The sequence below is a fragment of the Rivibacter subsaxonicus genome (assembly GCF_004217215.1).
Lineage (GTDB): Bacteria > Pseudomonadota > Gammaproteobacteria > Burkholderiales > Burkholderiaceae_C > Rivibacter > Rivibacter subsaxonicus.
This window is the reverse complement of the sequence record NZ_SHKP01000007.1, coordinates 457,172-481,774: the sequence shown is the minus strand read 5'-3', so window position 1 is coordinate 481,774 and position 24,603 is coordinate 457,172. Positions and strand designations below refer to the sequence as shown.

The following is a 24,603-nucleotide window of genomic DNA, read 5'->3' as shown; positions in this document are numbered from 1 at the left end:
GGCCGACGAAACCCAGGAAGCGTAGAAATCGCTGATGAAACGCCTGTGGCGCCGCCATGAACGATCGGTGACGGCGGCCGCTGTCGGCCGCCGTCACCGATCGCTGCTCAGTCGATCGGCGTGAGCTTGGCGATCGCCAGCGCCAGCCACTTCATGCCATGGCGGCCGAAGTTGATCTGCGCGCGCGCGTCGGCACCGCTGCCCTCGAGCGTGACGACCACGCCCTCGCCGAACTTGGTGTGGAACACGCTCTTGCCGACGCGCAGCGTGAGCGCTCCGCTTGCCGCCGGGCTCTCGACCGTGAGCTCGCGCGTCTTCGGCGTCGCCCAGGCCGGCGGTGATTCGACCCGGCCGGCGCCGACCATCGAGCCCAGCCCCGAGCCGCGCTGCCAGGCCTGCTGGTACTCGCGCGCAAAACCCGAACCGAAGCCCTGGTTCTTCGGCGTCAGCCACTTGAGCGCAGCCTCGGGCAGCTCCTCGAGGAAGCGGCTCTTGACGTTGTAGCGGGTCTGGCCGTGCAGCATGCGGGTCTGGCTGAAGCTCAGGCACAGCCGCTTGCGAGCCCGCGTAATCGCCACGTACATCAGGCGCCGCTCTTCCTCCAGGCCGTCGGCGTCGGCCAGCGCGCGCTCGTTGGGAAACAGGCCTTCTTCCAGACCGGTGATGAAGACGTTGTCGAACTCGAGCCCCTTGGCGGCATGCACCGTCATCAGCTGCACCGCGTCCTGCCCGGCCTGGGCCTGGTTGTCGCCGGCCTCGAGCGCGGCATGGGTCAGGAAGGCCGCCAGCGGCGACATGATCTCGCCGGTCTCGGCGTCGGGCGTGAAGTCGACCGCGGCCACCGCCTGCGGCAAGCCGTCGGCGATGGTTCCCGGCCCGGCCGTTTCGTCGACCGGCAGCGCCACCGCATCCTTGCCGAAGCCCTCCTGCGTGACGAAGGCCTCGGCGGCGTTGACCAGTTCGTCGAGGTTCTCGAGCCGCTCGGCGCCCTCGCGCTCGGCCTTGTAGAAATCGGCCAGACCGGAGGTGGCGATCACGTGCTCGATGATCTCGCGCAGCGTGAGGCCGTGAGTCGCCTCTCGCATCGACTCGATCATGGCGTTGAAGGCACCGAGGTTGGCGCCGGCCTTGCCGCCGAGCGCACCGACGCTCTGGTGCAGGCTGCGGCCGCTGGCGCGCGCGGCGTCCTGCAGTTGTTCGAGCGTGCGTGCGCCGATGCCGCGCGCCGGGAAGTTGACGACGCGCAGATAACTGGTGTCGTCGTTCGGGTTCTCGGTCAGGCGCAGGTAGGCCAGCGCATGCTTGATCTCGGCCCGTTCGAAGAAGCGCAGGCCACCGTAGACGCGGTATGGAATGCCGGCGTTGAACAGCGCGCTCTCGATGACCCGGCTCTGCGCGTTGCTGCGGTAGAGCACCGCGATCTCGCTGCGCGGGCTGCCCTCGCGGTGCAGGAAGCGGGCTTCGTCGAGCAGCCACTGCGCCTCGGCAAAGTCGCTCGGCGCCTCGTTGACGCGCACCGGCTCTCCGGGTCCGGCCTCGGTGCGCAGGTTCTTGCCGAGCCGATGCTCGTTGTGACTGATCAGGTGGTTGGCGGCATCGAGGATGTTGCCGAACGAGCGGTAGTTGCGCTCGAGCTTGATCACCTCGCGCACCTTGAACTCGCGCTCGAAGTCGGCCATGTTGCCGACCTGCGCGCCGCGAAAGGCGTAGATGCTCTGGTCGTCGTCACCGACCGCGAACACGCTGTTGGCATCGGAGTCACCCGGCGAGGATGACGACGCCGCCCGATCGGGCGGCGTGGCGAACATCTTGAGCCACAGGTACTGCAGCCGGTTGGTGTCCTGGAACTCGTCGACCAGGATGTGGCGGAAGCGCCGCCGGTAGTGTTCGCGCAGTGGGTCGTTGTCGCGCAGCAGCTCGTAGGTGCGCAGCATCAGCTCGGCGAAATCGACCACGCCCTCGCGCTGGCACTGGTCCTCGTAGGCCTGGTAGACCTGCTGCATCACGCGGCTCTGCTCGTCGTGCACCGCGACGTCGCGCGGGCGCCGGCCCTCGTCCTTGCTGGCGGCGATGAACCAGCTGATCTGCTTGGGCACGAAGCGCTCTTCGTCGAGCTGCATGCCCTTGACCACGCGCTTCACAGCCGACAGCGAGTCCTGCGTGTCGAGGATCTGGAAGCTCTGCGGCAGCGCGGCCAGCTTCCAGTGCGCGCGCAGGAAGCGATTGCACAGGCCGTGGAAGGTGCCGATCCACATGCCGCGCGGGTTGACCGGCAGCATCGTGCCCAGCCGCGCGATCATCTCCTTGGCCGCCTTGTTGGTGAAGGTCACCGCCATCACGCCGCCGGGCGAGAGCTGGCCGGTCTGGATCAACCAGGCGATGCGCGTGGTCAGCACCCGCGTCTTGCCGGAGCCGGCGCCGGCCAGGATCAGCGCATGGCCCGGCGGCAGGGTCACGGCGGCAAGCTGTTCTGGATTCAGGTTCGCCAGCAGGCGCGGGTCTGTCGCGTGGGGTGCCGACGGTGCGACAGAATCAAACTCATGCATCCATCGATTCTAGGAGCGCGCTCACTGTCGCCTGGCGCCGCGCGGCTGGCACTGGCGCTGCTGTCGTCGCCATTGGCGGGCGCGCCGGCCATGGCGCAAGCGGCGCTCGCCTGTCCGCGCTCGCCCGTCGAGGTGGTCGAGCGCTTCATGGCCGCGGACTGCGAGGCCTGTTGGCAGGCCGCTGGCGGCGCCGAAGACGCGCGCGCCGGGCGCTGGCAGTTCGACTGGATCGTGCCTGCGGCCAGCGGCGAGGACGCCGCGCTCTCGGTCGCCGCGCTGCGGGAGGCTGGCGAGCGGATCACGCGCGGCGGTGGCCGTGCACCCTTGCCCGGGCAGGGCGCCGAGCAGCGCACGCCGATCGCGCGCACGCGCGCGCCGTTGCGGCTCGAGGTGCAGTCCGGGCCGGCCTGGAACGGCTACCTGGCGCTGCAGTACCGCTTGGCGGGCCGCGCTCCCGCGGGCAGCAGCGTCTGGCTGGCTGTCGTCGAGCAGGTCGCCGCCGGCGACGATGGCACGCCGATCGCGCGTGAACTGGTGCGCGGGGTGGCAGGACCGTTCGCGGCGGGCACCACCGCGAGTGCTTCGGGCGCCGTGCCGATGGTGGCCCTGCGGGTGCCGCAGACGCCGCAGCCGCAGCGCCTGCGCGGACGTGCCTGGATCGAATCGCGCGAGGGGCGAATCATCGCCGTCGCCGCCGAGAACTGCCCCTGGCCGGGGCGGGCGGGCCAGGCGCAGCGGCCGGCTCAATGACCTGCGGCCACGTGGCGCGGCGCAGAGGCGCCGAGCGCCGCCGCATCGGCCAGCGTCCGCAGGCACTGGTGGCGCTGGCTGCTGTAGGGGTTGGCCTGGCAACGCAGCGCCGCGTCGGCCCACTGCGAGTCGTCGTCGAACCACGGCGACTGGCCGCCGATGGCAAAGACCGACAGCACGCCCACGACCAGCGCACCGCCGCCCACCAGTCCGCAGGCCGCGGCCCGCAACTGCTCGCCGCGCGTCAGCGGCTCGAACTTCGCTTCTGAGGTCATCGCTTGCTCCTGGACACCGGACAACCGCGCCGTGTGTGTCATGAGCTTCGGCGATGGCAGCGCCCTTGCCCTCGGCCGGAAGGAGGCCCGCCGAAGAGGGGCGGCGGCGTAGACTCGTTTGATGATGCGCCGCCGCGCCCGGTCCGATCGGATCCACGCGGCACCCGAGCTGTACAGAGGCCTCATGCCATGGAAATCTTCGACTACGACAACATCCTGCTGCTGCCGCGCAAGTGCCGCGTCGAGAGCCGCGCCGAATGCGATCCCTCGGTCGAGTTCGGCGGCCGACGCTTCAAGCTGCCGGTGGTGCCGGCCAACATGAAGACGGTGCTCGACGAGGACATCGCCGTCGCGCTGGCCACCAGCGGCCACTTCTACGTGATGCACCGCTTCGATCTCGACAACGTGGCCTTCGCGCGCCGCATGCGCGAGCGCGGCCTGTTCGTCTCGATCAGTTCCGGCGTCAAGGCCGCCGACGTGGAGGTGCTCGAGCGCCTGGCCGCCGAGGGCGTGGGCGCCGACTACATCACCATCGACATCGCGCATGGCCATGCCGAGAGCGTGCGCAAGATGATCGAGCACATCAAGCACAAGCTGCCCAAGGCCTTCGTGATCGCCGGCAACGTCGGCACGCCCGAAGGCGTGATCGACCTCGAGAACTGGGGCGCCGACGCCACCAAGGTCGGCGTCGGCCCCGGCAAGGTCTGCATCACCCGGCTCAAGACGGGCTTCGGCACCGGCGGCTGGCAACTCAGCGCGCTCAAGTGGTGTGCGCGCGTCGCGACCAAACCGATCATTGCCGACGGTGGTATCCGCCACCACGGCGACATCGCCAAGAGCGTGCGCTTCGGCGCCGCGATGGTGATGGTGGGTTCGCTGTTCGCCGGCCACGAGGAGTCACCCGGGCAGACCGTCGAGGTCGACGGCAAGCGCTACAAGGAGTACTACGGCTCGGCCTCCGACTTCAACAAGGGCGAGTACAAGCACGTCGAGGGCAAGCGCATCCTCGAGCCGATCAAGGGTGCATTGGCCGACACGCTGCGCGAGATGCGCGAAGACCTGCAGAGCTCGATCTCCTACTCTGGCGGCAACCAGCTGGCCGATCTGCGCAAGGTGAACTACGTCGTGCTCGGCGGCGAGAACGCCGGCGAACACCTGTTCATGTGAGGTGGCCGGCGGCGGCCGGCGGCCCGCGGGCCGGTCGCCTTGTCCGCCCCGGGGATTGCCGCTAAGGTCGCCCCCGGCTCGGCTTGGGCCTGGACCTCGGAGACCGGATGAGCAACTCGGATACCCAGAAGCTTCCGTTGATGACCCTCACGGCCATGGTGGTCGGCGGCATGGTCGGTGCCGGGGTCTTTTCGATACCGCGCAATTTCGCGCAGGCCACCGGCGTCTTTGGCGCCCTCATCGCCTGGGCCATCGCCGGCGCCGGCATGCTGATGTTGGCCTTCGTCTTCCAGACCCTGGCCAACCGCAAGCCCGACCTCGACGCCGGTGTCTACGCCTACGCGCGGGCCGGCTTCGGCCCCTACCTCGGCTTCTTCTCGGCCTTCGGCTACTGGGCCAGCGCCTGCGTCGGCAACGTGTCGTACTGGGTGCTGATCAAGTCGACACTGGGTGGCGTCTTCCCGGCTTTTGGCGAAGGCAACACGCTGATCGCGGTTGGCATCTCTTCGATCGGCATCTGGGCCTTCCACTTCATGGTGCTGCGCGGCACCAAGGAAGCGGCGGCGATCAACAAGATCGTCACCATCGCAAAGATCATCCCGCTGATCGTGTTCCTGGTGCTGGTGATCTTTGCCTTCAAGCCCGATGTCTTCGTCGCCAATCTGTGGGGTGGCGACTCGGGCGACTACGGCAACCTGTTCGAGCAGGTCAAGGCCACGATGCTGGTGACGGTGTTCGTGTTCCTCGGCATCGAAGGCGCCAGCAACTACTCGCGTTTCGCCAAGACCCGCGAAGACGTCGGCATCGCCACCGTGACCGGCTTCCTCGGCGTGCTCGCGCTATTCGCGTCGGTGTCGATCCTGTCCTACGGCATCCTGCCGCGCGCCGAGCTGGCGCAACTGACACAACCTTCGGTCGGCGGCGTGCTGGCGGCGGCGGTCGGCCAATGGGGCGCGGCCTTCATCGGCGTCGGCGTCATCGTCTCGGTGCTCGGCGCCTACCTGGCCTGGACGCTGATGGCGGCCGAGGTGCTGTCGATCGCCGCCAAGAAGGGCGACATGCCGGCCTTCCTGGCGCGCGAGAACGCGAACCAGGTGCCGTCGACGGCACTGTTGATGACCTCGCTGCTGATCCAGCTCGTGCTGGTCGCCACGCTGTTCTCCGACGACGCCTTCACCTTCGCGCTGTCGCTGTGCAGCCATCTCTCGCTGTTTCCGTACTTCTTTGCGGCAGCCTTCGCGCTCAAGCTCGTGCTCAAGCGCGAAACCTACGACAAGGATCCGGCCGACCTCAACAAGGACATGATCATCGCGGCGCTGGCGGTGGCCTACACGATCTTCCTGCTGTTTGCCGGTGGCGTGAAGTTCATGGTGCTCGGATTCCTGATCTATGCGCCGGGCACGATCCTCTACGTCATGACTCGGCGCGAACAGGGCAAGCAGCTGTTCACGCCGGCCGAGTGGGTGGTGTTCGCGGTGGCGGTCGCCGGTGCGATCTACGCCTTGCAGGGGCTCATCACGGGCCGGATTTCAATCTGATGCTGTACGGAGGTAATTCGATGACTGAGCCCAAAACCAACGCCGCCTTTGGCGTGCACTCCGAAGTTGGCACCCTGCGCAAGGTGATGGTCTGTGCGCCCGGCCTGGCACACAGCCGGCTGACGCCGTCCAACTGCGACCAGTTGCTGTTCGACGATGTGCTGTGGGTCGAGAACGCCAAGCGCGATCACTTCGACTTCGTCAGCAAGATGCGCGACCGCGGCATCGACGTGGTCGAGATGCACAACCTGCTGGCCGAGACGGTCGCGGTGCCCGAAGGCAAGAAGTGGATTCTCGACAACCAGATCGTGCCCAACCAGGTCGGCCTGGGCTTCATCGACGAGTTGCGCAGTTACCTCGAGGGCCTGGACCACCGTATGCTCGCCGAGCATCTGATCGGCGGCCTGTCGACCAACGAGTTCCCGGAGTCGGTGGGCGGCAAGGCCTTTTCGGTCGTGCGCGATGCCGCCGGCGTCACCGAGTACCTGCTGCCGCCGCTGCCGAACACGCTCTACACCCGTGACACCACCTGCTGGATCTACGGCGGCGTGACGCTCAACCCCCTCTACTGGCCGGCCCGGCACGAGGAAACGGTCCTCACGACCGCGATCTACAAGTTCCATCCCGACTTTGCCGGCAAGGTCAATGTCTGGTGGGGTGATCCGACCCAGGACCATGGCCAGGCCACGCTCGAGGGCGGCGACGTGATGCCGATCGGCAAGGGCGTGGTGCTGATCGGCATGAGCGAGCGCACTTCGCGCCAGGCCATCAGCCAGCTCGCGGCCACGCTGTTCAAGAAGGGTGCGGCCGAACGCGTGATCGTCGCCGCGATGCCCAAGATTCGCGCCGCGATGCACCTCGACACCGTGTTCACCTTTGCCGACCGCGACTGTGTGCTGCTCGCGCCGGACTTCATGAACCAGACCCGCACCTTCTCGTACCGGCCGAGCAGCCACCCGAGCGGTATCGAGTTGCACGCAGAAAAGAAACCCTTCGTCGACGTGGTGGCCGAGTCACTGGGCCTGAAGAAGCTGCGCGTGGTCGAGGCTGGCGGCAGCGACTACCAGCGCGAGCGCACCCAGTGGGACAGCGGCGCCAACCTGGTCTGCGCCTCGCCGGGCGTGGTCTATGCCTACGACCGCAACACCTACACCAACACGCTGCTGCGCAAGGCCGGCATCGAGGTCATCACCATCGTCGGCGCCGAACTCGGCCGTGGCCGCGGCGGCGGCCATTGCATGACCTGCCCGATCAGCCGCGACGCGGTCGACTTCTGAGCGGCTCGTAAAATCTGCCCTGCCAGAGGGCCGCACCGCGGCCCCTCTGCGGCGCCCTCGCCCTCGCGGCCGGGCGCCGCATCGCTTTTGAGCCCACCATGACCGAACTCGCCAAGTCCTTTGAACCCGGCCCGATCGAGGCCCGCTGGGCCGCCGCCTGGGAGCAGCGCCACGCCTTTGCGCCGACGCTGGACGCCGGCAAGCCATCGTTCTCGATACAGCTGCCGCCGCCCAACGTGACCGGGGTGCTGCACATGGGCCATGCGTTCAACCAGACCATCATGGACGCGCTGACGCGCTACCACCGGATGCGCGGCCACAACACGCTGTGGGTGCCGGGCACCGACCATGCCGGCATCGCGACCCAGATCGTCGTCGAGCGCCAGCTGCAGCAGCAGGGCATCAGCCGCCACGACCTCGGCCGCAAGAACTTCGTGGCCCGGGTCTGGGAGTGGAAGGAGCAGTCGGGCTCGACCATCACGCAGCAGATGCGCCGCGTCGGCGCCAGCGTCGACTGGGACCACGAGTACTTCACGATGGACGAGGGCCTCTCGGCCACCGTCACCGAAACCTTCGTGCGCCTGCACGAGCAGGGCCTGATCTACCGCGGCAAGCGGCTGGTGAGCTGGGACCCGGTGCTCAAGTCCGCCGTCTCGGACCTCGAGGTCGAGAGCGAGGAGGAAGACGGCTTCCTCTGGCACATCCGCTACCCGCTCGCCAACGGCTCGGGTTCGCTGGTGGTCGCCACCACGCGGCCCGAGACCATGCTCGGCGACGTCGCCGTGATGGTGCATCCCGAGGACGAGCGCTATACCGCGCTGCACGGCCATCAGGTGACGCTGCCGCTGACCGGCCGCACGATCCCGGTGATCGCCGACGACTACGTGGATCGCGAGTTCGGCACCGGCGTCGTCAAGGTCACGCCGGCGCACGATGCCAACGACTACGCGGTCGGCCAGCGTCATGGCCTGCCGATGATCGGCGTGCTCTCGCTCGACGCCACGATCAACGACAACGCGCCCGAGGCCTATCGCGGCCTCGACCGCTTCGTTGCTCGCAAGAAGGTCGTGGCCGACCTCGAGGCGCTTGGCCTGCTGGTCGAAGTCAAGAAGCACAAGCTGATGGTGCCGCGCTGCGCACGCACCGGGCAGATCATCGAGCCGATGCTGACCGACCAGTGGTTCGTCGCCGTCAGCAAGGCTGGCCCTGATGGCAAGAGCATCGCGCAGAAGGCGATCGACGCGGTCGGCTCGGGCCAGGTGAAGTTCGTGCCCGAGAACTGGGTCAACACCTACGACCAGTGGATGAAGAACATCCAGGACTGGTGCATCAGCCGCCAGCTCTGGTGGGGTCACCAGATCCCGGCCTGGTACGGCAGCGAAGGCCAGATCTTCGTCGCCCGCGACGAGGCCGAGGCGCGCGTCAAGGCGACTGCCGCCGGCTATGCGGGCGAGCTGACGCGCGACCCGGACGTGCTCGACACCTGGTACTCCTCGGCACTGGTGCCCTTCTCGACGCTCGGCTGGCCGAACGAGACGCCGGAGCTCAAGGCCTTTTTGCCCAGCAGCGTTCTGGTGACCGGCTACGAGATCATCTTCTTCTGGGTCGCCCGGATGATCATGATGACCAGCCACTTCACCGGCCGCGTGCCCTTCGAGACCGTCTACATCCACGGCATGGTGCGCGACAGCGAAGGCAAGAAGATGAGCAAGTCCGAAGGGAACGTGCTCGACCCGGTCGACCTGATCGAGGGTGTCGATCTGCCGACGCTGATCCACAAGAGCACCACCGGGCTGCGCAAGCCGGAGACCGCACCCAAGGTGGCCAAGCGCGTCGAGAAGGAGTTCCCGAGCGGCATGCCGGCCTATGGCGCCGACGCACTGCGCTTCACGATGGCCAGCTACGCCAGTCTCGGACGCAACATCAACTTCGACACCAAGCGCTGCGAGGGCTACCGCAACTTCTGCAACAAGCTCTGGAACGCGACCCGTTTTGTCCTGATGAACACCCAGGGCCAGGACTGCGGACTGAAAGAGCACACCAAGGCCGAGTGCCAGCCGGGCGGGCCGGCCCATGGCTATCTGTCGTTCTCGCCGGCCGACCGCTGGATCACGAGCGAGTTGCAGAAGGTCGAAGCCGCGGTGGCGCAAGGCTTTGCCGACTACCGCATCGACCTGGTCGCGCAGGCGCTCTACGGCTTCGTCTGGGACGAGTACTGCGACTGGTACCTCGAGATCGCCAAGGTCCAGATCCAGAACGGCAGCGAAGCGCAGCAGCGCGCCACGCGCCGCACGCTGATCCGCGTGCTGGAAACGGTGCTGCGCCTGCTGCACCCGATCACGCCCTTCGTCACCGAAGAGCTCTGGCAGACGGTGGCGGTGGTCGCCGGCCGCAAGGCCGATGGCAGCGACGCACTGCTGGCCCATGCCGCCTATCCGGTGGCGCAGCCGGAGCGCATCGATGGCGAGGCCATCGCCTGGATGGACAAGCTCAAGACCCTGGTCGGCGCCTGCCGCAACCTGCGCGGCGAAATGGGCCTGTCGCCTGCCGAGCGCGTGCCACTGGTGGTAATCGGCGACGAGGCCTTCATGGCGCAGGCCGCACCGCTGCTCAAGGTGCTGGCCAAGCTGGCCGAGGTGCAGGCGGTGGCCGATGAGGCCGCATTTGCCGCCGCCACCTCGGCCGCACCGGTGGCGGTGGTCGGCGCGGCACGGGTCGCGCTCAAGGTCGAGATTGACGTCGAAGCCGAGCGCCTGCGGCTCGACAAGGAAATCCTGCGCCTCGAGACCGAGATCGCCAAGGCCGAGGCCAAGCTCGGCAACGAGAGCTTCGTCGCACGAGCCAAGCCTGCCGTCGTGGAGCAGGAGCGGGCCCGCGTCGCCGAATTCAGCGCGACCCTGGAGCGGGTCCGCTCGCAGCGGGCGCGTCTGTAGGCGGCTCGTCGACGCTCGCCCGCAACTCCCTGGCCTCGGGCACCGGCAGCGGCTCAGCCGCCGCTCCGGCAGCGCCCTCGAAGGGCATCGGCCCCGAGACCGGGCCACCGCCGCGCCGTTCGCGCGGCCCCGGCGTCGTCTGCGACAGCAGTTCGTCGAGTTGCTGCGCCACCGTCCAGACCGCCCGCTCGCGAGCTTCTACGGTGCGGCCGGCCAGCCGGGCCGTGGTCACAAGGTTGGGCACGCCGCATAGCGGACGTCCGGGCTCGAACAGGCCGAGGTCGATGCTGTCGAGCCAGGCGGCCGCCACCCGGCCCGAACGCAGCGCCTGGGCCAGGGCCTCGAGCTCGAACAGCGCGGCATGCGAGGTGCTGACGATCAGCTGCTGCGGCTTGCAGTGTCCGAGGTGGCGCTCGCCGATCAGGCCCTGATAGCGCGAGTACCACGGCAGTTGGACGCAGACCGCGTCGGCGCTCTGGAGCAGTTCCTGCAGCGGCAGCGGCTCGACGCGCCAACGGCCCCAGAGCTGATCGCTTGCATGAACCGACGGGTCGTAGCCGACCAGCCGCGAGCCGAAGCCGCTGAGCATGGCCGACAGCGGACGCGAGGCCGGCGCCAGGCCGATCAATCCAACCGTGGCACCCGCCAGTTCGCGCGGTACCGGCGGACGCGGCAGGTGCGGGTCGATTCCACGCAGCAACGCCAGCACCGCCCCCAGCAGGAACTCGGCCTCGGCCGCCGCGGTCGCGCCGGCGCCTCGGACCACCTCGACGCCGGCCCTAACGCAGGCCTCGACGTCGAGGTTCTCGAGGCCCACACCGACCCGCGCCACCACCGACAGCACCGGCGCAAAGGCCAGCAACTGCTCGTCGACCCGGACCGTGCTCGGCAACAGCGCCGCCCGCACGTTGAACAGCGACTGCCGCAGCGCGCGCGCGTCGTGCGCCAGCTCGGGCGCGTACTGCACACGATGGCGTGACTCAAGCCACTGCAGCACGGGCGCCTCGATGGGCTCTGCAATCAGTAGATCCATGTGAACTGTTCCACGGTGCGAGCACATGCTGCACGCAGGCAGCCCGCCCTGCCTCCCCCAGCTTGTGGGCCGGCACGCGCAGACCCCATGCCAGAATGGACCAACTCCCCCCTACCTTCGAGAACGATGTTGATCAACAAGGCAGTCTTCCCTGTTGCCGGCCTGGGCACCCGCTTCCTGCCGGCCACCAAGGCACAACCGAAGGAAATGCTGCCGGTCGTCGACAAGCCCCTGATCCAGTACGCAGTGGAAGAGGCTTACGCCGCCGGCATCCGCGAGATGATCTTCGTCACCGGCCGCCACAAGCGCCCGATCGAGGATCACTTCGACATGAGCTTCGAGCTCGAGTCGATGCTCGAGCAGGCGCAGAAGCAGGATCTGCTCGACGTCGTCCACAGCGTCAAGCCGGCAGACATGGAGTGCATCTATGTGCGCCAGGCCCAGGCCATGGGGCTGGGCCACGCGGTGTTGTGCGCGCGGCGCCTGATCGGCAACGAGCCCTTTGCCGTGCTGCTGGCCGACGACCTGATGGTCGGCGAGCCGCCGGTGCTGGCACAGATGGTCGAGCAGTTCCGCGACTGGCGCACCAGCATCCTCGCGGTGCAGGAGGTTCCGGCCGAGCACACCCGCCGCTACGGCATCGTCGCCGGTACGCAGGTCAACGACCGCCTGATGGACGTGAGCCGGATCGTCGAGAAGCCGGCGCCGGAGGGTGCTCCGTCGCGCTGGGGCGTGGCCGGGCGCTACATCCTGACGCCGGGCGTCTTCCACGAGATCGAGAACCAGCCGCGCGGCGTGGGTGGCGAGATCCAGCTGACCGACGGCATCGCGGGCCTGTTGCGGCGCGAGAAGGTGTTTGCCTACCGCTACCACGGCAAGCGCTACGACTGTGGCAGCAAGGAAGGCTTCCTCGAAGCCAACGTCGAACTGACCCTGTCGCGGCCCGATCTCGGGCCCGGGCTGCGCGAGTTCCTCAGGGGGCTCGATCTGTCCTGAGCCGAGCGCCCGATAGCGGGCGGTCCGCAGGTGGCTTGGTCGCGCAGCCTCGCGGCAGCGCGGTTGTCCGGCTGTTCAGCGACGGCGCAACACGTGGACGAAGATGCCGTCCGCGCTCTGCTGTTCGACCAGCTCGTTGCCGGTCTGGCGCGAGAAGGCCTGGAAGTCGCGCACCGAACCTGGGTCGGTGGCCACCACCTTGAGCGTCTCGCCGCTGACCATGTCGGCCAGCGCCTTCTTGGCCTTGAGGATCGGCAGCGGACAGTTCAGGCCGCGGGTGTCGAGTTCCTTCGAGATCTGCATGGCGCTCCTTGTCGATCCGTCATCATTTTAGGCAGGCCGGCCCCAGTCGACCCACTGCGGCTCGATGCTGCGTGCACGCAGCCAGTCGGCCAGCGCGTAGCCGGTACCGGCCGGCCAGCAGCGCACCTGCGCCGGCTCGAACAGCCGGTACTCGGCCAGTTCCGGCGACAGCCTGATCTCGCCGCGCGCCCGCACGTGGAAGGCGACGATCAGCTGGTTCATGCGCTGGAAGTCATAGACCCCGATCAGCGACGCGACCTCGGCCTCGAGCGAAGTTTCCTCGGCCACCTCGCGCAGGATGCCCTCGTGTGGCGTCTCGCCGGCCTCCATGAAGCCGGTGACCAGCCCGAACATCTTGCCCGGCCAGGCCGCGTTGCGCGCCAGCAGCAACTGGCCTTCGCGGTCCTCGCACTCGATCACCGCCGCCAGCACCGGTGTCGGGTTGTTCCAGTGGGTCCAGCCGCAGGCCGGGCAGCGCAGCCGGGTCTTGTCGCCGCCGTCCTCGGCGGCGCTGATCAGCGCCAGCTCGGTCGCGCAGGCCGGGCAGTAGCGATAGGCAGCGCCGCTCATGCGGGGAACACGCCGGTCGACAGGTACCGATCGCCGCGATCGCAGACGACGAAGACGATGGTCGCGTTCTCGACCCGCTTGGCGATCTGCAGCGCCACCCAGCAGGCGCCGGCGGCGGAGATGCCGGCGAACATGCCTTCCTCGCGCGCCAGCCGGCGTGCCATGTCCTCGGCCTCGGCCTGCTCGACCAGCACCAGCTCGTCGACCCGCTGCGGCTCGTAGATCTTGGGCAGGTAGGCTTCGGGCCACTTGCGGATGCCCGGAATGCGCGAGCCCTCGGCCGGTTGCGCGCCGATGATGCGTACCGCCGGGTTCTGCTCCTTCAGGTAGTGCGAGACGCCGGTGATGGTGCCGGTGGTGCCCATCGCGCTGACGAAGTGCGTGATGCGGCCGGCCGTCTGCTGCCAGAGCTCGGGGCCGGTGGTCTCGTAGTGCACGCGCGGGTTGTCGGCGTTGGCGAACTGGTCGAGCACGCGACCCTTGCCTTCTCGCTGCATGCGCTCGGCCAGGTCGCGCGCGTACTCCATGCCACCGGCCTTGGGCGTGAGGATCAGTTCGGCGCCGAAGGCCTTCATCGTCTGGGCCCGTTCGACGCTCAGGTCCTCCGGCATGATCAGCAGCATGCGATAGCCGCGGATCGCCGCCGCCATCGCCAGCGCGATGCCGGTGTTGCCCGAGGTCGCCTCGATCAGCGTGTCGCCGGGCTTGATCTCGCCGCGCTGCTCGGCGCCGCGGATCATGCTGATCGCCGGTCGGTCCTTGACCGAGCCGGCCGGGTTGTTGCCCTCCAGCTTGCCGAGCACCACGTTGCCACGCGCTGCAACGCCCGCGCCCGGCAGGCGTTGCAGCCGCACCAGCGGCGTGGCGCCGATCGCGTCTTCGAGCGTCGGGTAGTCCATCGGATCGGTGTCGCGGTCGGTCATGGTTGCAGGATGGATGTCGAGGGCGTCGCTTTGATTCTCGCAGCAGCGCCCGCCCGCTGCAGGCGACGCGGCAAGCGCACGTGCTCCGTCACGACCACGTGGCAGAATCGCGCTCCTTCGACACGACATGGCCTCGGTGGCGAAATCGGTAGACGCGCGGGACTCAAAATCCCGTTTCGCAAGAAGTGTCGGTTCGAGTCCGACCCGAGGCACCAGATCCCCTGCGCTGTTGTGAGGCCGCACACGACCTGCGGGTCGCGCAGCGGCGGCTGACGCCCATCCACGTTCCAACGACGCCCGATGCCACCGTTGCCACCGATCACTCAGGCGCTGATCCTCGCCAACGTCGCGATCTTCTGCCTCGACTACTTCCTCGGGCGCTGGTTCACGCAACTGTTCGCGCTGTGGCCGCTCGGCGGCGGATTCCTGCCATGGCAGCCGGTCACCTACGCCTTCCTGCACGGCTCGATCGGCCACCTGTTCTTCAACATGCTCGGCCTGTGGATGTTCGGCGCCGAACTCGAGCGGGTCTGGGGCTCGCGCCGCTTCGTGCAGTTCTACGCCGCCGGCGTGCTGGCCGCGGCGCTGGCCCAGCTGCTGGTGGCGCTGCTGCTCGGCTCGCCCTACCCGACCGTCGGCGCCTCGGGCGGCCTGTTCGCGTTGCTGCTGGGCTTCGGCGTGCTGTTCCCGAACCGCACGATCATGCCGCTGTTCCCGCCGATCCCGATGAAGGCTCGGACCTTCGTGATGGTCTTCGGCGGCCTCGAACTGCTGTTCGGCGTGCTGTCGCCGACCGGCGGCGTGGCGCACTTTGCCCACCTCGGCGGCATGCTCGGCGGCTGGTTGATGCTGCGCTACTGGCGCGGCCAGCCGCCCTTCGGCGGCCGCGGCCCGCGGCGCCGGTAGCGTCCCCGGCGCACCGCTCGGCGCGCAGCGAAGTGGCTCGCTTTCACCTGACGCAAAGCCCCTGACGGCGCAGGAAGCGCGCGGACGCGCCATTCTTGCGATACCGGCGTTTGCAGGCCGGCAGATGGAGGCCGCATGCGGCAGCGTCCCGGTCCCTTCCGACGAGCGCAGCAAGGGCGCCTGATGCCCGATTCGGCCGTGGCCGCGTTTCTCGTCGAATGCGCGATCGCCTGCGTGCTGGCCCTGCTGCTGGTGACCGCGGCGCCGGCCGCCGAGGCCGGGCCACAGGGTGCGGCGCTCGAACGGGCCGCCAACGCCGTGGTCGGCATCGAGGTGCGGGCCGCGCGCGAGGCGCGCTCGATCGAGACCCTCGGCCGCCTGCGCAGCGGCTCCGGGGTCGTGATCGGGCCAGACGACCTGGTGCTGACGATCGGCTACCTGGTGCTCGAGGCCGACGAGGTCGCCGTGGTGCTCGACAGCGGCAAGCGCCTGCCGGCGCGCGCGGTGGCCTACGACCTGGCCTCGGGCTTCGGTCTGGTGCAGCCGTTGGTGCCGCTGGGCATCGCACCGGTCCCGCTGGTGGCGCCGACCGCCGTGCGCGCCATGCCCGGCGCCGACGAGCCGCTGCTGATGGTCAGCGGCGGCGACGAGGGCCTGCTGAGCGTGGCCAGGCTGGCGGCGCGACGCCCGTTCTCGGGCTACTGGGAGTACCACATCGAGGACGCCCTGTTCACCGCGCCGGCGCGCACCGACCACTCCGGGGCCGGCCTCTTCAATGTCGACGGTGAACTGATCGGCATCGGCTCGCTGCTGGTGGCGAGCACCGCCAGCGAGTCGCGGCCCGGGCCGGGCAACATGTTCGTGCCGGTGCAACTGTTGGCGCCGATCCTCGACGAGATGCGCGCGCGCGGCAGCTCGAGCGCGAGCCGTCGTGCCTGGCTTGGCCTCAACTGCAGCGAACAGGAAGAAGGCCTGCGCGTGCTGCGTGTGAGCCGCGACGGCCCCGCCGAGTCCGCCGGAGTGGCCGCCGGCGACCTGATCCTCGCCATCGACGGCCAGCCGGTACGTGGCCTCGAGTCCTTCTACAAGGCCCTGTGGAGCGGCGGCGTCGAGCGCGAGGTGCGGCTCGAACTGCGGCGCAACGGCGAGGGCCGCGAGGTGCTGGTGCGCAGCGTCGATCGCATGGGCATGCTGCGCCGGGCGCCGGGAATCTAGGGCCTGTTGGCGCTACCGGAGGGCTCGCGCCCGGGCCGCGCAGGCCGCAATGGCGCCAGCCCCTCGGCTGGCGTCGGGTAGCGCAGCCGCAGGCCGAGTTCCCGCTTCATGCGGCCGTTGTCGAGCCGGCGCGACTCGCCCATGAAGCTCAGCTGGGTCACCGACAGCAGCGCGGCGGCCTGCTCGCGCGCGACGCGCGGCGCCCGCGGCAGGCCGGCGAGGTCGGCCGCGAGGTCGAAGTACTCGCCCATGCGCAGCTCGGCGTCGTCACTGACGTGCAGCGCACGCTGCGGCAAGGCCCGGTGCAGCGCGAGCAGGCAGGCACGCGCGAGATCGTCGGCATGGATGTGGTTGGTGAACACGTCGTCGTCCGCCGCCAGCAACGGCGTGCCGCGTGCCAGGCGCTCGCGCGGATCGCCGCCGGCGCGGCCGGGCGCGTAGATGCCGGGGATGCGCAGCAGGCTGACCGCCACGCCGTGGCGCCGCCCGAAGGCGCGCAACTGCCGCTCCGCCTCGACGCGCCGGCGCGCACGCGCGGTCGCCGGCGCGGTGGCGCGCGTCTCGTCGAAGCGCGCCCCGCCGGCGTCGCCGTAGACGCCGCTGGTGCTGCCGTAGACGATGCGCTGCACCACGCCGCCGCGCGCCAGCGCCCGCAGCAGCGCCGCCGTGCGCGGATCGGACTCGCCTGCGCCTGGAGGCGGCGCCAGGTGCAGCACGCGCGAGGCCAGCGCGCCGAGCCGGCCGAGCGTCTGCGGCCGGTCGAGGTCGCCGACCAGCGGCAGCGCACCTGCCGTGCGCAGTACCGGGGCACGCTCGGCGCTCGAGGTGAGAGCCCGCACCCGATAGCGACCCCGCAACTGCTGCAGCACGCGCAGGCCCACGTCACCGCAGCCGACCACCAGCAGCCGCGGCTTGCGAAAGGCCGCGGGGCGCGACACGGAGGGATTCACGCTTGCCTCCGCGGGCGCCGGCGCGCGGAAGGGCACAATTTCGCCTGTCGTTGATGTTGTTGTTGAATGTTTGCAGGCATCGGGCGTCGCGGACCGGCGGCGAGGATGTCGTGAGGATAACCAGATGAATTTCACGGTGACGGTGCAGCCCAGCGGTCGCACATTCGAGGTGGCGCGCGACGAGGCGGTGCTGCCGGCCGCCATTCGCCAGGGCGTGGGCCTGCCCTACGGTTGCCGCGACGGCGCCTGCGGCTCCTGCAAGAGCCGCCTGCTAGAGGGTCGCGTGATCCACGGCGCGCACCAGCACAAGGCGCTGTCCGAGGCCGAAGAGGCGGGGGGCTTCATCCTGACCTGCTGCGCGACGCCGCAGACCAACCTGGTGGTCGAGGCGCGCACCGTGCCCGGCGCCGGCGAGTTCGCGGTGCTCAAGATGCCGAGCCGGGTCGGCAGCATCGCGCGACCGGCGCCCGACGTCGCGATCCTCAAGCTGCAGTTGCCAGCCAACGTGGCGTTCAGGTACCACGCCGGCCAGTACATCGAGTTCATCCTGCGCGACGGCTCGCGCCGCAGCTACTCGATGGCCAACGCGCCGCACCTGATCGAGGGCGGCATCGAACTGCACCTGCGCCACATGCCCGGTGGCAAGTTCACCGACCACGTGTTCGGCGCGATGAAGGAGCGCGACATCCTGCGTGTCGAGGGGCCTTTCGGCAGCTTCTTCCTGCGCGAGGACTCGGACAAGCCGATCGTGCTGCTCGCCTCGGGCACCGGCTTCGCGCCGATCAAGGCGATCATCGAGCAGTTGCAGCACACTTCCAGCCAGCGCGAGGCGGTGCTCTACTGGGGCTGCCGCAGCAAGGCCGACCTCTACCTGCACGACTGGGCGCTCGAGGCAGCAGCCTCGATGCCGAATCTGCGCTACGTGCCGGTGCTGTCGGAGCCGAAGCCGGAGGACAACTGGAGCGGCCGCACCGGCTTCGTCCACCAGGTGGTGATGGCCGACCTGCCCGACCTGGGTAGCTACCAGGTCTATGCCTGCGGCGCGCCGATCATGGTCGACTCGGCGCAGCGCGACTTCGTGGCCAGCTGTGCGCTGCCGGCCGAGGAGTTCTACGCCGACTCGTTCACCAGCGAGGCCGACAAGCACGGCGATTGATGACGCCGCGCGAGCAGGGCGCTCGCGCTGCCGGCTAGCGCTTGGCGGCCTTCTTGGCCGCAGGCTTCTTCGCCTCTTCGGCGGCCTTCGGCTGGTCGCCGATCACGGACTTGAGCGGGCAGATGCTGAAGGCCGGGCACTTCTTGCACCCGGCAACGATGGCGATCGGGCACACGGTCATGGCGTTCTCCTGGCTTGAACTCGCGTTCGGCTGGGATTCCTGAAACTCACTCGCCGAGGTAGGCCGCGCGCACCTTGGGGTCGTTGAGCAGCGCCTTGGCCTCGCCGGCCATCGTGACCTCGCCCGACTCCATCACGTAGCCGCGGTTGGCGAGGCCAAGGGCGCGGCTGGCGTTCTGCTCGACCAGCAGCACGGTGGTGCCGCGCTGGTGGATGTCGTTGACCACCTCGAAGATCTTGTCGACCATGATCGGGCTCAGGCCCATCGAGGGCTCGTCGAGCAGCAGCACCTTGGGCCTGGCCATCAGCGCGCGGCCCATCGCCAGCATCTGCTGCTCGCCGCCGCTCATGGTGCCGCCGAGCTGGTGACGTCGTTCCTTGAGGCGAGGAAAGATGTCGAACACCTTCTCGATGTCGGCTTCGACTTCCTTGTCGTCGCGCGTGAACGCGCCCATCTGCAGGTTCTCGGTGATCGTCATGCGGGTGAAGGTGCCGCGCCCCTCGGGCACCATCACCAGGCCCTGTTTGACCAGTTCCCAGGCGCCCTGGCCCTTGATCGACCGGCCGAGGTACTCGATGCTGCCGTCCTTGGGCTCGAGCAGACCGGTGATGGCCTTGAGCGTGGTGGTCTTGCCGGCGCCGTTGGCGCCGATCAGGCTGACCAGCTCGCCCGCGTGGACCTCGAGCGTTGCGCCCTTGACGGCCTGGATGCCGCCGTAGGCGACCTTGAGGCCGGTGACCTTGAGCATGATTTCGGACATGTTGGTGATGCTCCTCGATCCGGCTCAATGCGCCGTGTGGCTGGCGCCGAGATAGGCCTCGATCACCTTCTCGTTCTTCTGCACGTCGGCCGGCGTGCCCTCGGCAATCTGCTTGCCGTAGTCGAGCACGGTGACCCGGTCGCACAGCCCCATCACCAGCTTCACGTCGTGCTCGATCAGCAGGATCGTGCGGCCGTCCTTGCGGATCCGGTCGATCAGCTCGCGCAGCACCACCTTCTCGGTCGCGTTCATGCCGGCGGCGGGCTCGTCGAGCGCGATCAGCTTGGGATCGGTGGCCAGGGCGCGCGCGATCTCGAGGCGGCGCTGGTCGCCGTAGCTGAGCGTGCGTGCCTTGTAGTCGGCGAACCTGGCGATGCCGACGTACTCGAGCAGTTCGCGCGCGCGGTGCTCGATCGCCGCCTCCTCGGCCTTGAAGCTGCCGGTGCGAAAAACCGCGCCGACCAGGCCCGAGTGGGTACGGATGTGGCGGCCGACCTGCACGTTCTCGAGTGCGGTCATGTCGGAGAACAGGCGGATGTTCTGGAAGGTGCGCGCGATGCCGGCCTTGGCCACCTGGTGCACCGCGGTCGGCCGGTAGGCGCGGCCCTCGAGCTCGAAGGTGCCGGCATCGGGCGTGTAGAGACCCGTGATGACGTTGAAGAAGGTGGTCTTGCCGGCACCGTTGGGGCCGATCAGGCCGTAGACCTGGCCGCGATGGATCGTGATGCCTACGTCGCTGAGCGCCTGCAGGCCGCCGAAGCGCTTGGAAACCTGCGCCACGTGCAGGATGGTATCGGTGGTCGTGGTCATGCTGCCTGGCTCCCCTTGACCTGCTTGCCCGCCCCGTTGCCGGGTGGCGCCACCTTGCCGTGCTCGGGCGAGGGCCAGATGCCACGCGGTCGCATCAGCATGATGATGATCATCGCCAGCGCGATCATCAGCTGGCGCAGGATCGCGGCGTCGAGCCGGCCGCCGGTCATCTCCTGCATCGGCCCGGCCAGGTAGCGCAGAACCTCGGGCAGCGCCGCCAGCAGCAAGGCACCGACGATCACGCCCGGAATGTGGCCGATGCCGCCGAGCACCACCATCGCCACGATCATGATCGACTCCTGCAGCGAGAAGGACTCGGGCGAGATGAAGCCCTGGAAGCTCGCGAACATCGATCCGGCCACGCCGCCGAAGGTGGCGCCCATGCCGAAGGCGAGCAGCTTCATGTTGCGGGTGTTGATGCCCATCGCCTTGGCGGCGATTTCGTCCTCGCGCATCGCCATCCAGGCGCGGCCGATGCGCGAGCGCTCCAGCCGGTAGCACAGCAGCACGGCGAACACCACCAGAAACAGGAACAGGTAGTAGTAGAGCGTGACCGGCGGCAGTTCGAATCCGAACACGTCAAGCTTCTTGCCGAGGTCGATGCCGAACACCCTGAACGAGTCGATCTGCGAAATGCCCTTGGGCCCGTTCGTGATGTTGAGCGGCGAGTCGAGGTTGTTGAGGAAGACGCGGATGATCTCGCCGAAGCCGAGCGTGACGATCGCCAGGTAGTCGCCGCGCAGTCGCAGCACCGGCGCTCCGAGCACGACGCCGAAGCCGCCGGCAATCAGCGCCGCCAGCGGAATGACGAGCCACAACGGGGAGTGCAGTCCGCCCGGGAACATGGCGCCGATCGCCGGGAAGTGCTCGCTGAGGTGCGGGCTGGCGAGCAGCCCGAAGAAATAGGCACCGACCGCGTAGAAGGCGACGTAGCCGAGGTCGAGCAGGCCGGCATAGCCGACCACGATGTTGAGGCCGAGCGCCAGCAGCACGTAGAGCAGCGCGATGTCGATGATGCGCACCCAGGCGTTGCCGAAGTACTGCGCGATCAGCGGCGTCAGCAGCAGCAGCGCACCGGCAATCAGGAACACGACGAGCTTGTTGTTCTTCATCATCATGTGCTCCCTCAGGCCCGGTCCGCCACGCGCTCGCCAAGCAGACCCTGCGGTCGCAGCGTGAGCACGAGAATCAGCACGATGAAGGCGAAGATGTCCTGGTAGTGGCTGCCGAGCACGCCGCCGGTGAGTACGCCGATGTAGCCGGCACCAAGACTTTCGATCAACCCGAGCAGCACGCCGCCGACCATCGCGCCGGGCAGGTTGCCGATGCCGCCGAACACCGCCGCGGTAAAGGCCTTGAGACCGGGCAGGAAACCCATGGTGTGCTGCACCGAGCCGTAGTTGCTGGCCCACATCACGCCGGCCAGCGCGGCCAGCGCGGCGCCGATGATGAAGGTGGCCGAGATCACCATGTCGGGCCTGACGCCCATCAACGCGGCCACCTTCGGGTTCTCGGCGGTGGCGCGCATCGCGCGGCCGAGCTTGGTCTTGTTGACCAGCCACATCAGGCCGCCGAGCACGATGACCGTGGTGACGAGGATGACGATCTGGGTGAAGGTGATGACCGCGCCGCCAACGTCGTAGACCTCGTTGGGCAGCAGGGTCGGGAAGGACTTGTAGTTCGGCTTCCAGATGATCATCGCCAGCGTCTGCAGCAGCAGGCTCATGCCCATCGCGGTGATCAGCGGTGCCAGCCGCGGCGCGTTGCGTAGCGGCCGGTAGGCTATTTTCTCGATCGAGTAGTTGAGCGCCGCGCAGACCACGATCGCCGCGATCAGCGAGATCAGCAGCAGCAGCCAGCCGGGCAGGCCGACACCGGCCAGCAGCGTGACCACGGTCCAGCTGGTGAGCGCACCGACCATCAGCACCTCGCCGTGGGCGAAGTTGATGAGGTTGATGATGCCGTAGACCATCGTGTAGCCCAGGGCGACCAGCGCATACATGCTGCCGAGCACCAGGCCGTTGATGATCTGTTGAATGAAGGTGTCCATCAGAGGGTTCTCCTGCCATCACGCGCGCGGCGCCGCAACGGTGGCGACACGACGAGCGCGCAGGCACTGCATCGTTAGCAAGATCTCCGCCATGCTCGGCGAATCGGGCCCCCGGGGCCCCTGCTGCCGCGGATTCTAGACACCGCACGCACCACTCAAGGGCGGGTAAACCGCGGTGCGCCGCGTGCTCAGTCGGGATTGCCTTTCGCGCGCGCGCGGCGGTTGGCCTCGCGCAGCTGGCCGAGCTTGTCGCCGATCTTGATCTCCAGGCCGCGCGGCTGCGGCTCGTAGAACGGCGCCGGGTCGATGCCGTCGGGCAGGTAGCGCTCGCCGGCGGCGAAGGCGCCGTCCTCGTCGTGCGCGTAGCGGTAGTCGCGACCGTAGTCGAGCGACTTCATCAGCTTGGTCGGGGCGTTGCGCAGATGCAGTGGCACCGGGCGCGAGCCGTCCTGCTGGACGAAGGCGCGCGCCGCCTTGTAGGCGCCATAGACCGCATTGCTCTTGGGCGCGACCGCCAGGTAGACCAGCGCCTGCGCCAGCGTCAGCTCGCCTTCGGGCGAGCCGAGCCGCTCGTAGACCTGCACCGCCTCGAGCGTGAGGGTGAGCGCGCGCGGATCGGCCAGGCCGATGTCCTCGCTCGCCATGCGCAGCAGGCGACGGCCGATGTAGCGTGGATCGGCCCCGCCGTCGAGCATGCGCGCGAACCAGTAGAGCGCGGCGTCGGGGTCGGAGCCGCGCACGCTCTTGTGCAGCGCCGAGATGCTGTCGTAGAACTGGTCGCCACCCTTGTCGTAGCGGCGCAGCTGCTCGCCGAGCGAGCGTTCGAGCAGGGCTTCGTCGATCTCGGCGACCGAGCCCGCCATCCGCGCCACGTTCTCGAAGCTGTTGAGCAGGCGGCGCGCATCGCCGTCGGCATAGCCGATCAGCCGCGCGCTGGCGGCGGCGCTCAGCGGTGGCGCCCCGAGCAGCGCGCGCCCGCGTTCCAGCAGTTCCTGCAGGTCGACCTCGGTCAGCGGCTGCAGCACATGCACCGTGGCGCGCGACAGCAGCGCAGCGTTGACCTCGAAGCTCGGGTTCTCGGTGGTGGCGCCGATGAAGCTGAACAGCCCGCTCTCGACATGCGGCAGGAAGGCATCCTGCTGCGCCTTGTTGAAGCGGTGCACCTCGTCGACGAAGACGATCGCGCGCCGCCCCATCGCGCGCGCCACCTGGGCCTGCTCGACCGCCTCGCGGATCTCCTTGACGCCACCGAGCACCGCCGAGATCGCGATGAAGCGCGCGTCGAAACCATCGGCCATCAGCCGCGCCAGCGTGGTCTTGCCGGTGCCGGGCGGGCCCCACAGGATCATCGAATGCGGACGGCCCGAGGCAAAGGCAACAGCCAGCGGCTTGCCCTCGCCGAGCAGTTGCTTCTGGCCGATCACCTCCTCGATGCGGCGCGGGCGCAGGCGCTCGGCCAGCGGCGCGTCGGGGTCGACGGCGGGCGTTGTCGTGCCGGCGGTCGAGCCTGTCTCGCCGATGGCACCCAACTCGAGCTGGCTCACGACGGCCTCATCACTGGCTCAGCACGTCGGCGCCGGCCGGCGGCTTGAACTGAAAGCGATCGGCGGCCAGCGCCGGATTGTTCTCGACCGCCGAGAAGTCGATGCGCGAGCGCTGGCCGAAGCCGTCGAGGATCTCGATGGCCGCCAGCGCGCCGCCGGCCCGAAAGCCGATCTTGAGCGTCTGGATGCCGCTGTCCTTGAGCTTCGGGCTCGCCTCGGCCCATTGCAGGCCGCCCTCGTCGGGCAGCGCGCGCAGCGTGAAATCACGTTCGATGGCGCTGCCGGCCAGCAGCGCTGCCGGCGTCGCGCCGAGCGCCTGCGAGAAGGGCCGCACGGTGACCTGGTTCAGTTCGGTATCGAACAGCCAGACCTTCTCGCCATCGCCGACGATCAGCTGCTCGTAGGGCTTCGCGTAGGCAAAGCGAAAGCGGTTGGGGCGCGAGAACTCGAAGCTGCCGCTGGACTTGCGTTGCTTCTTGCCGTCGGGCGAGGTGACGGTTTGGGTGAAGGCGGCGCGGCCGGTCTTGGCGTCGGCGGTAAAGGACTTTAGGGTGTCGAGAGCGTCGGCGTGGGCGTGCGCGTGGGCGGTGCCGAGCACGACCGCGACAACCGCTGCGACCAGTGAGCGCGACATGCGCGACCAAAGATGATTGCGCGTCACGCGAACGACCAACGCACCCCCGCTCAGCTTCATCGCCTCACCTTCATCGTGCGCTCATT

General features: G+C 68.7%; 23 protein-coding genes and 1 tRNA gene. 10 read left to right on the top strand and 14 right to left on the bottom strand.

Annotated elements, in window-relative coordinates:
* Positions 1-107 precede the first annotated feature (107 nt).
* Positions 108-2,546: a UvrD-helicase domain-containing protein gene (locus EV670_RS15560; RefSeq protein WP_130433711.1), complete on the bottom strand. Its 2,439-nt coding sequence runs from the start codon at positions 2,544-2,546 to the stop codon at positions 108-110.
* Here EV670_RS15560 and EV670_RS15555 point away from each other — a divergent pair.
* Entirely contained in the window at positions 2,436-3,296 is an 861-nt protein-coding gene (locus EV670_RS15555) for a hypothetical protein (RefSeq protein ID WP_165393322.1), read from the top strand. The genes EV670_RS15560 and EV670_RS15555 overlap by 111 nt on opposite strands.
* Here the strand turns inward: EV670_RS15555 and EV670_RS15550 are convergent.
* A complete protein-coding gene (locus EV670_RS15550) occupies positions 3,290-3,571 on the bottom strand; it encodes a hypothetical protein (protein WP_130433707.1) in 282 nt (93 codons plus the stop codon). The two genes, EV670_RS15555 and EV670_RS15550, sit on opposite strands and share 7 nt — an antisense overlap.
* A gap of 189 nt (positions 3,572-3,760) precedes the next feature.
* On the opposite strand from EV670_RS15550, the gene EV670_RS15545 reads away from it, so the two are divergent.
* From EV670_RS15545 to EV670_RS15530, 4 genes are all read left to right on the top strand, one after another.
* Positions 3,761-4,738: a GMP reductase gene (locus EV670_RS15545; RefSeq protein WP_130433705.1), complete on the top strand. Its 978-nt coding sequence runs from the start codon at positions 3,761-3,763 to the stop codon at positions 4,736-4,738.
* Between the two features lie 107 nt (positions 4,739-4,845).
* Positions 4,846-6,276: a basic amino acid/polyamine antiporter gene (locus tag EV670_RS15540; protein ID WP_130433703.1), complete on the top strand. Its 1,431-nt coding sequence runs from the start codon at positions 4,846-4,848 to the stop codon at positions 6,274-6,276.
* On the top strand, positions 6,276-7,553 hold the full coding sequence (gene arcA, locus EV670_RS15535) for an arginine deiminase (RefSeq protein ID WP_423213586.1): 1,278 nt from the start codon (positions 6,276-6,278) through the stop codon (positions 7,551-7,553). Before EV670_RS15540 ends, arcA begins: the two co-directional genes overlap by 1 nt.
* Before the next feature lie 98 nt (positions 7,554-7,651).
* A complete protein-coding gene (locus EV670_RS15530) occupies positions 7,652-10,486 on the top strand; it encodes a valine--tRNA ligase (RefSeq protein ID WP_130433699.1) in 2,835 nt (944 codons plus the stop codon).
* On the opposite strand, the gene EV670_RS15525 is transcribed toward EV670_RS15530, so the two are convergent.
* Positions 10,440-11,519 carry an NAD(P)-dependent oxidoreductase gene (locus EV670_RS15525; protein WP_130433697.1) on the bottom strand — a complete coding sequence of 360 codons (1,080 nt, stop codon included), beginning with the start codon at positions 11,517-11,519 and terminating at the stop codon, positions 10,440-10,442. The two genes, EV670_RS15530 and EV670_RS15525, sit on opposite strands and share 47 nt — an antisense overlap.
* A gap of 126 nt (positions 11,520-11,645) precedes the next feature.
* Here EV670_RS15525 and galU point away from each other — a divergent pair, with 126 nt between their 5' ends.
* Positions 11,646-12,515 carry a UTP--glucose-1-phosphate uridylyltransferase GalU gene (gene galU, locus EV670_RS15520; RefSeq protein WP_130433695.1) on the top strand — a complete coding sequence of 290 codons (870 nt, stop codon included), beginning with the start codon at positions 11,646-11,648 and terminating at the stop codon, positions 12,513-12,515.
* A 75-nt stretch (positions 12,516-12,590) separates the two neighbouring features.
* Here galU and EV670_RS15515 read toward each other — a convergent pair whose 3' ends face one another.
* From EV670_RS15515 to cysM, 3 genes are read right to left on the bottom strand one after another with little or no spacing between them, the layout of a single operon-like run.
* Complete coding sequence (locus EV670_RS15515) at positions 12,591-12,818, bottom strand: sulfurtransferase TusA family protein (protein ID WP_130433693.1); 228 nt, start codon at positions 12,816-12,818, stop codon at positions 12,591-12,593.
* Between the two features lie 27 nt (positions 12,819-12,845).
* The gene (locus EV670_RS15510) at positions 12,846-13,388 is read right to left on the bottom strand and encodes an NUDIX hydrolase (protein WP_130433691.1); all 543 of its coding nucleotides are present in this window, start codon (positions 13,386-13,388) and stop codon (positions 12,846-12,848) included.
* Complete coding sequence (cysM, locus tag EV670_RS15505; RefSeq protein WP_130433852.1) at positions 13,385-14,287, bottom strand: cysteine synthase CysM; 903 nt, start codon at positions 14,285-14,287, stop codon at positions 13,385-13,387. Before cysM ends, EV670_RS15510 begins: the two co-directional genes overlap by 4 nt.
* A gap of 154 nt (positions 14,288-14,441) precedes the next feature.
* On the opposite strand from cysM, the gene EV670_RS15500 reads away from it, so the two are divergent.
* The 3 genes from EV670_RS15500 to EV670_RS15490 all read left to right on the top strand — a co-directional run bounded on the left by EV670_RS15500 (position 14,442) and on the right by EV670_RS15490 (position 16,432).
* Positions 14,442-14,526: transfer RNA gene (locus tag EV670_RS15500), tRNA-Leu, on the top strand.
* 85 nt (positions 14,527-14,611) lie between these two features.
* On the top strand, positions 14,612-15,217 hold the full coding sequence (locus EV670_RS15495) for a rhomboid family intramembrane serine protease (RefSeq protein WP_130433689.1): 606 nt from the start codon (positions 14,612-14,614) through the stop codon (positions 15,215-15,217).
* Positions 15,218-15,400: 183 nt separating this feature from the next.
* The gene (locus EV670_RS15490) at positions 15,401-16,432 is read left to right on the top strand and encodes a S1C family serine protease (protein WP_130433687.1); all 1,032 of its coding nucleotides are present in this window, start codon (positions 15,401-15,403) and stop codon (positions 16,430-16,432) included.
* On the opposite strand, the gene EV670_RS15485 is transcribed toward EV670_RS15490, so the two are convergent.
* Entirely contained in the window at positions 16,429-17,382 is a 954-nt protein-coding gene (locus tag EV670_RS15485) for an NAD-dependent epimerase/dehydratase family protein (RefSeq protein WP_242616995.1), read from the bottom strand. The two genes, EV670_RS15490 and EV670_RS15485, sit on opposite strands and share 4 nt — an antisense overlap.
* Before the next feature lie 124 nt (positions 17,383-17,506).
* Between EV670_RS15485 and EV670_RS15480 the strand changes: the two genes are divergently transcribed.
* Positions 17,507-18,538: a CDP-6-deoxy-delta-3,4-glucoseen reductase gene (locus tag EV670_RS15480; RefSeq protein WP_130433682.1), complete on the top strand. Its 1,032-nt coding sequence runs from the start codon at positions 17,507-17,509 to the stop codon at positions 18,536-18,538.
* Positions 18,539-18,572: 34 nt separating this feature from the next.
* Here the strand turns inward: EV670_RS15480 and EV670_RS18705 are convergent, their stop codons facing one another.
* From EV670_RS18705 to lolA, 7 genes are all read right to left on the bottom strand, one after another.
* Positions 18,573-18,719, bottom strand: a complete 147-nt coding sequence (locus EV670_RS18705) for a hypothetical protein (protein WP_165393337.1) — start codon at positions 18,717-18,719, stop codon at positions 18,573-18,575.
* A gap of 46 nt (positions 18,720-18,765) precedes the next feature.
* Positions 18,766-19,479 carry an ABC transporter ATP-binding protein gene (locus tag EV670_RS15475; RefSeq protein WP_207225082.1) on the bottom strand — a complete coding sequence of 238 codons (714 nt, stop codon included), beginning with the start codon at positions 19,477-19,479 and terminating at the stop codon, positions 18,766-18,768.
* 24 nt (positions 19,480-19,503) lie between these two features.
* Entirely contained in the window at positions 19,504-20,289 is a 786-nt protein-coding gene (locus EV670_RS15470; protein ID WP_130433680.1) for an ABC transporter ATP-binding protein, read from the bottom strand.
* Positions 20,286-21,401 (bottom strand): branched-chain amino acid ABC transporter permease, encoded by a 1,116-nt coding sequence (locus tag EV670_RS15465; protein WP_130433678.1) that lies wholly within the window; start codon positions 21,399-21,401, stop codon positions 20,286-20,288. Before EV670_RS15465 ends, EV670_RS15470 begins: the two co-directional genes overlap by 4 nt.
* A gap of 14 nt (positions 21,402-21,415) precedes the next feature.
* Positions 21,416-22,339, bottom strand: a complete 924-nt coding sequence (locus EV670_RS15460; RefSeq protein WP_130433676.1) for a branched-chain amino acid ABC transporter permease — start codon at positions 22,337-22,339, stop codon at positions 21,416-21,418.
* Between the two features lie 188 nt (positions 22,340-22,527).
* On the bottom strand, positions 22,528-23,859 hold the full coding sequence (locus EV670_RS15455) for a replication-associated recombination protein A (RefSeq protein WP_130433848.1): 1,332 nt from the start codon (positions 23,857-23,859) through the stop codon (positions 22,528-22,530).
* 34 nt (positions 23,860-23,893) lie between these two features.
* Complete coding sequence (gene lolA / locus EV670_RS15450; RefSeq protein ID WP_423213589.1) at positions 23,894-24,505, bottom strand: outer membrane lipoprotein periplasmic chaperone LolA; 612 nt, start codon at positions 24,503-24,505, stop codon at positions 23,894-23,896.
* Positions 24,506-24,603: the final 98 nt, after the last annotated feature.

Excerpts from the sequence above, each read along its gene's own strand:
- EV670_RS15555 (WP_165393322.1), top strand. The coding sequence starts at position 2,436 with ATGGCCCGGCGGCAGGGTCACGGCGGCAAGCTGTTCTGGATTCAGGTT.
- EV670_RS15560 (WP_130433711.1), bottom strand. The coding sequence starts at position 2,546 with ATGCATGAGTTTGATTCTGTCGCACCGTCGGCACCCCACGCGACAGAC.
- EV670_RS15550 (WP_130433707.1), bottom strand. The coding sequence starts at position 3,571 with ATGACCTCAGAAGCGAAGTTCGAGCCGCTGACGCGCGGCGAGCAGTTG.
- EV670_RS15545 (WP_130433705.1), top strand. The coding sequence starts at position 3,761 with ATGGAAATCTTCGACTACGACAACATCCTGCTGCTGCCGCGCAAGTGC.
- EV670_RS15540 (WP_130433703.1), top strand. The coding sequence starts at position 4,846 with ATGAGCAACTCGGATACCCAGAAGCTTCCGTTGATGACCCTCACGGCC.
- arcA (WP_423213586.1), top strand. The coding sequence starts at position 6,276 with ATGCTGTACGGAGGTAATTCGATGACTGAGCCCAAAACCAACGCCGCC.
- EV670_RS15530 (WP_130433699.1), top strand. The coding sequence starts at position 7,652 with ATGACCGAACTCGCCAAGTCCTTTGAACCCGGCCCGATCGAGGCCCGC.
- EV670_RS15525 (WP_130433697.1), bottom strand. The coding sequence starts at position 11,519 with ATGGATCTACTGATTGCAGAGCCCATCGAGGCGCCCGTGCTGCAGTGG.
- galU (WP_130433695.1), top strand. The coding sequence starts at position 11,646 with ATGTTGATCAACAAGGCAGTCTTCCCTGTTGCCGGCCTGGGCACCCGC.
- EV670_RS15515 (WP_130433693.1), bottom strand. The coding sequence starts at position 12,818 with ATGCAGATCTCGAAGGAACTCGACACCCGCGGCCTGAACTGTCCGCTG.
- EV670_RS15510 (WP_130433691.1), bottom strand. The coding sequence starts at position 13,388 with ATGAGCGGCGCTGCCTATCGCTACTGCCCGGCCTGCGCGACCGAGCTG.
- cysM (WP_130433852.1), bottom strand. The coding sequence starts at position 14,287 with ATGGACTACCCGACGCTCGAAGACGCGATCGGCGCCACGCCGCTGGTG.
- EV670_RS15495 (WP_130433689.1), top strand. The coding sequence starts at position 14,612 with ATGCCACCGTTGCCACCGATCACTCAGGCGCTGATCCTCGCCAACGTC.
- EV670_RS15490 (WP_130433687.1), top strand. The coding sequence starts at position 15,401 with ATGCCCGATTCGGCCGTGGCCGCGTTTCTCGTCGAATGCGCGATCGCC.
- EV670_RS15480 (WP_130433682.1), top strand. The coding sequence starts at position 17,507 with ATGAATTTCACGGTGACGGTGCAGCCCAGCGGTCGCACATTCGAGGTG.
- EV670_RS18705 (WP_165393337.1), bottom strand. The coding sequence starts at position 18,719 with ATGACCGTGTGCCCGATCGCCATCGTTGCCGGGTGCAAGAAGTGCCCG.
- EV670_RS15475 (WP_207225082.1), bottom strand. The coding sequence starts at position 19,479 with ATGTCCGAAATCATGCTCAAGGTCACCGGCCTCAAGGTCGCCTACGGC.
- EV670_RS15470 (WP_130433680.1), bottom strand. The coding sequence starts at position 20,289 with ATGACCACGACCACCGATACCATCCTGCACGTGGCGCAGGTTTCCAAG.
- EV670_RS15465 (WP_130433678.1), bottom strand. The coding sequence starts at position 21,401 with ATGAAGAACAACAAGCTCGTCGTGTTCCTGATTGCCGGTGCGCTGCTG.
- EV670_RS15460 (WP_130433676.1), bottom strand. The coding sequence starts at position 22,339 with ATGGACACCTTCATTCAACAGATCATCAACGGCCTGGTGCTCGGCAGC.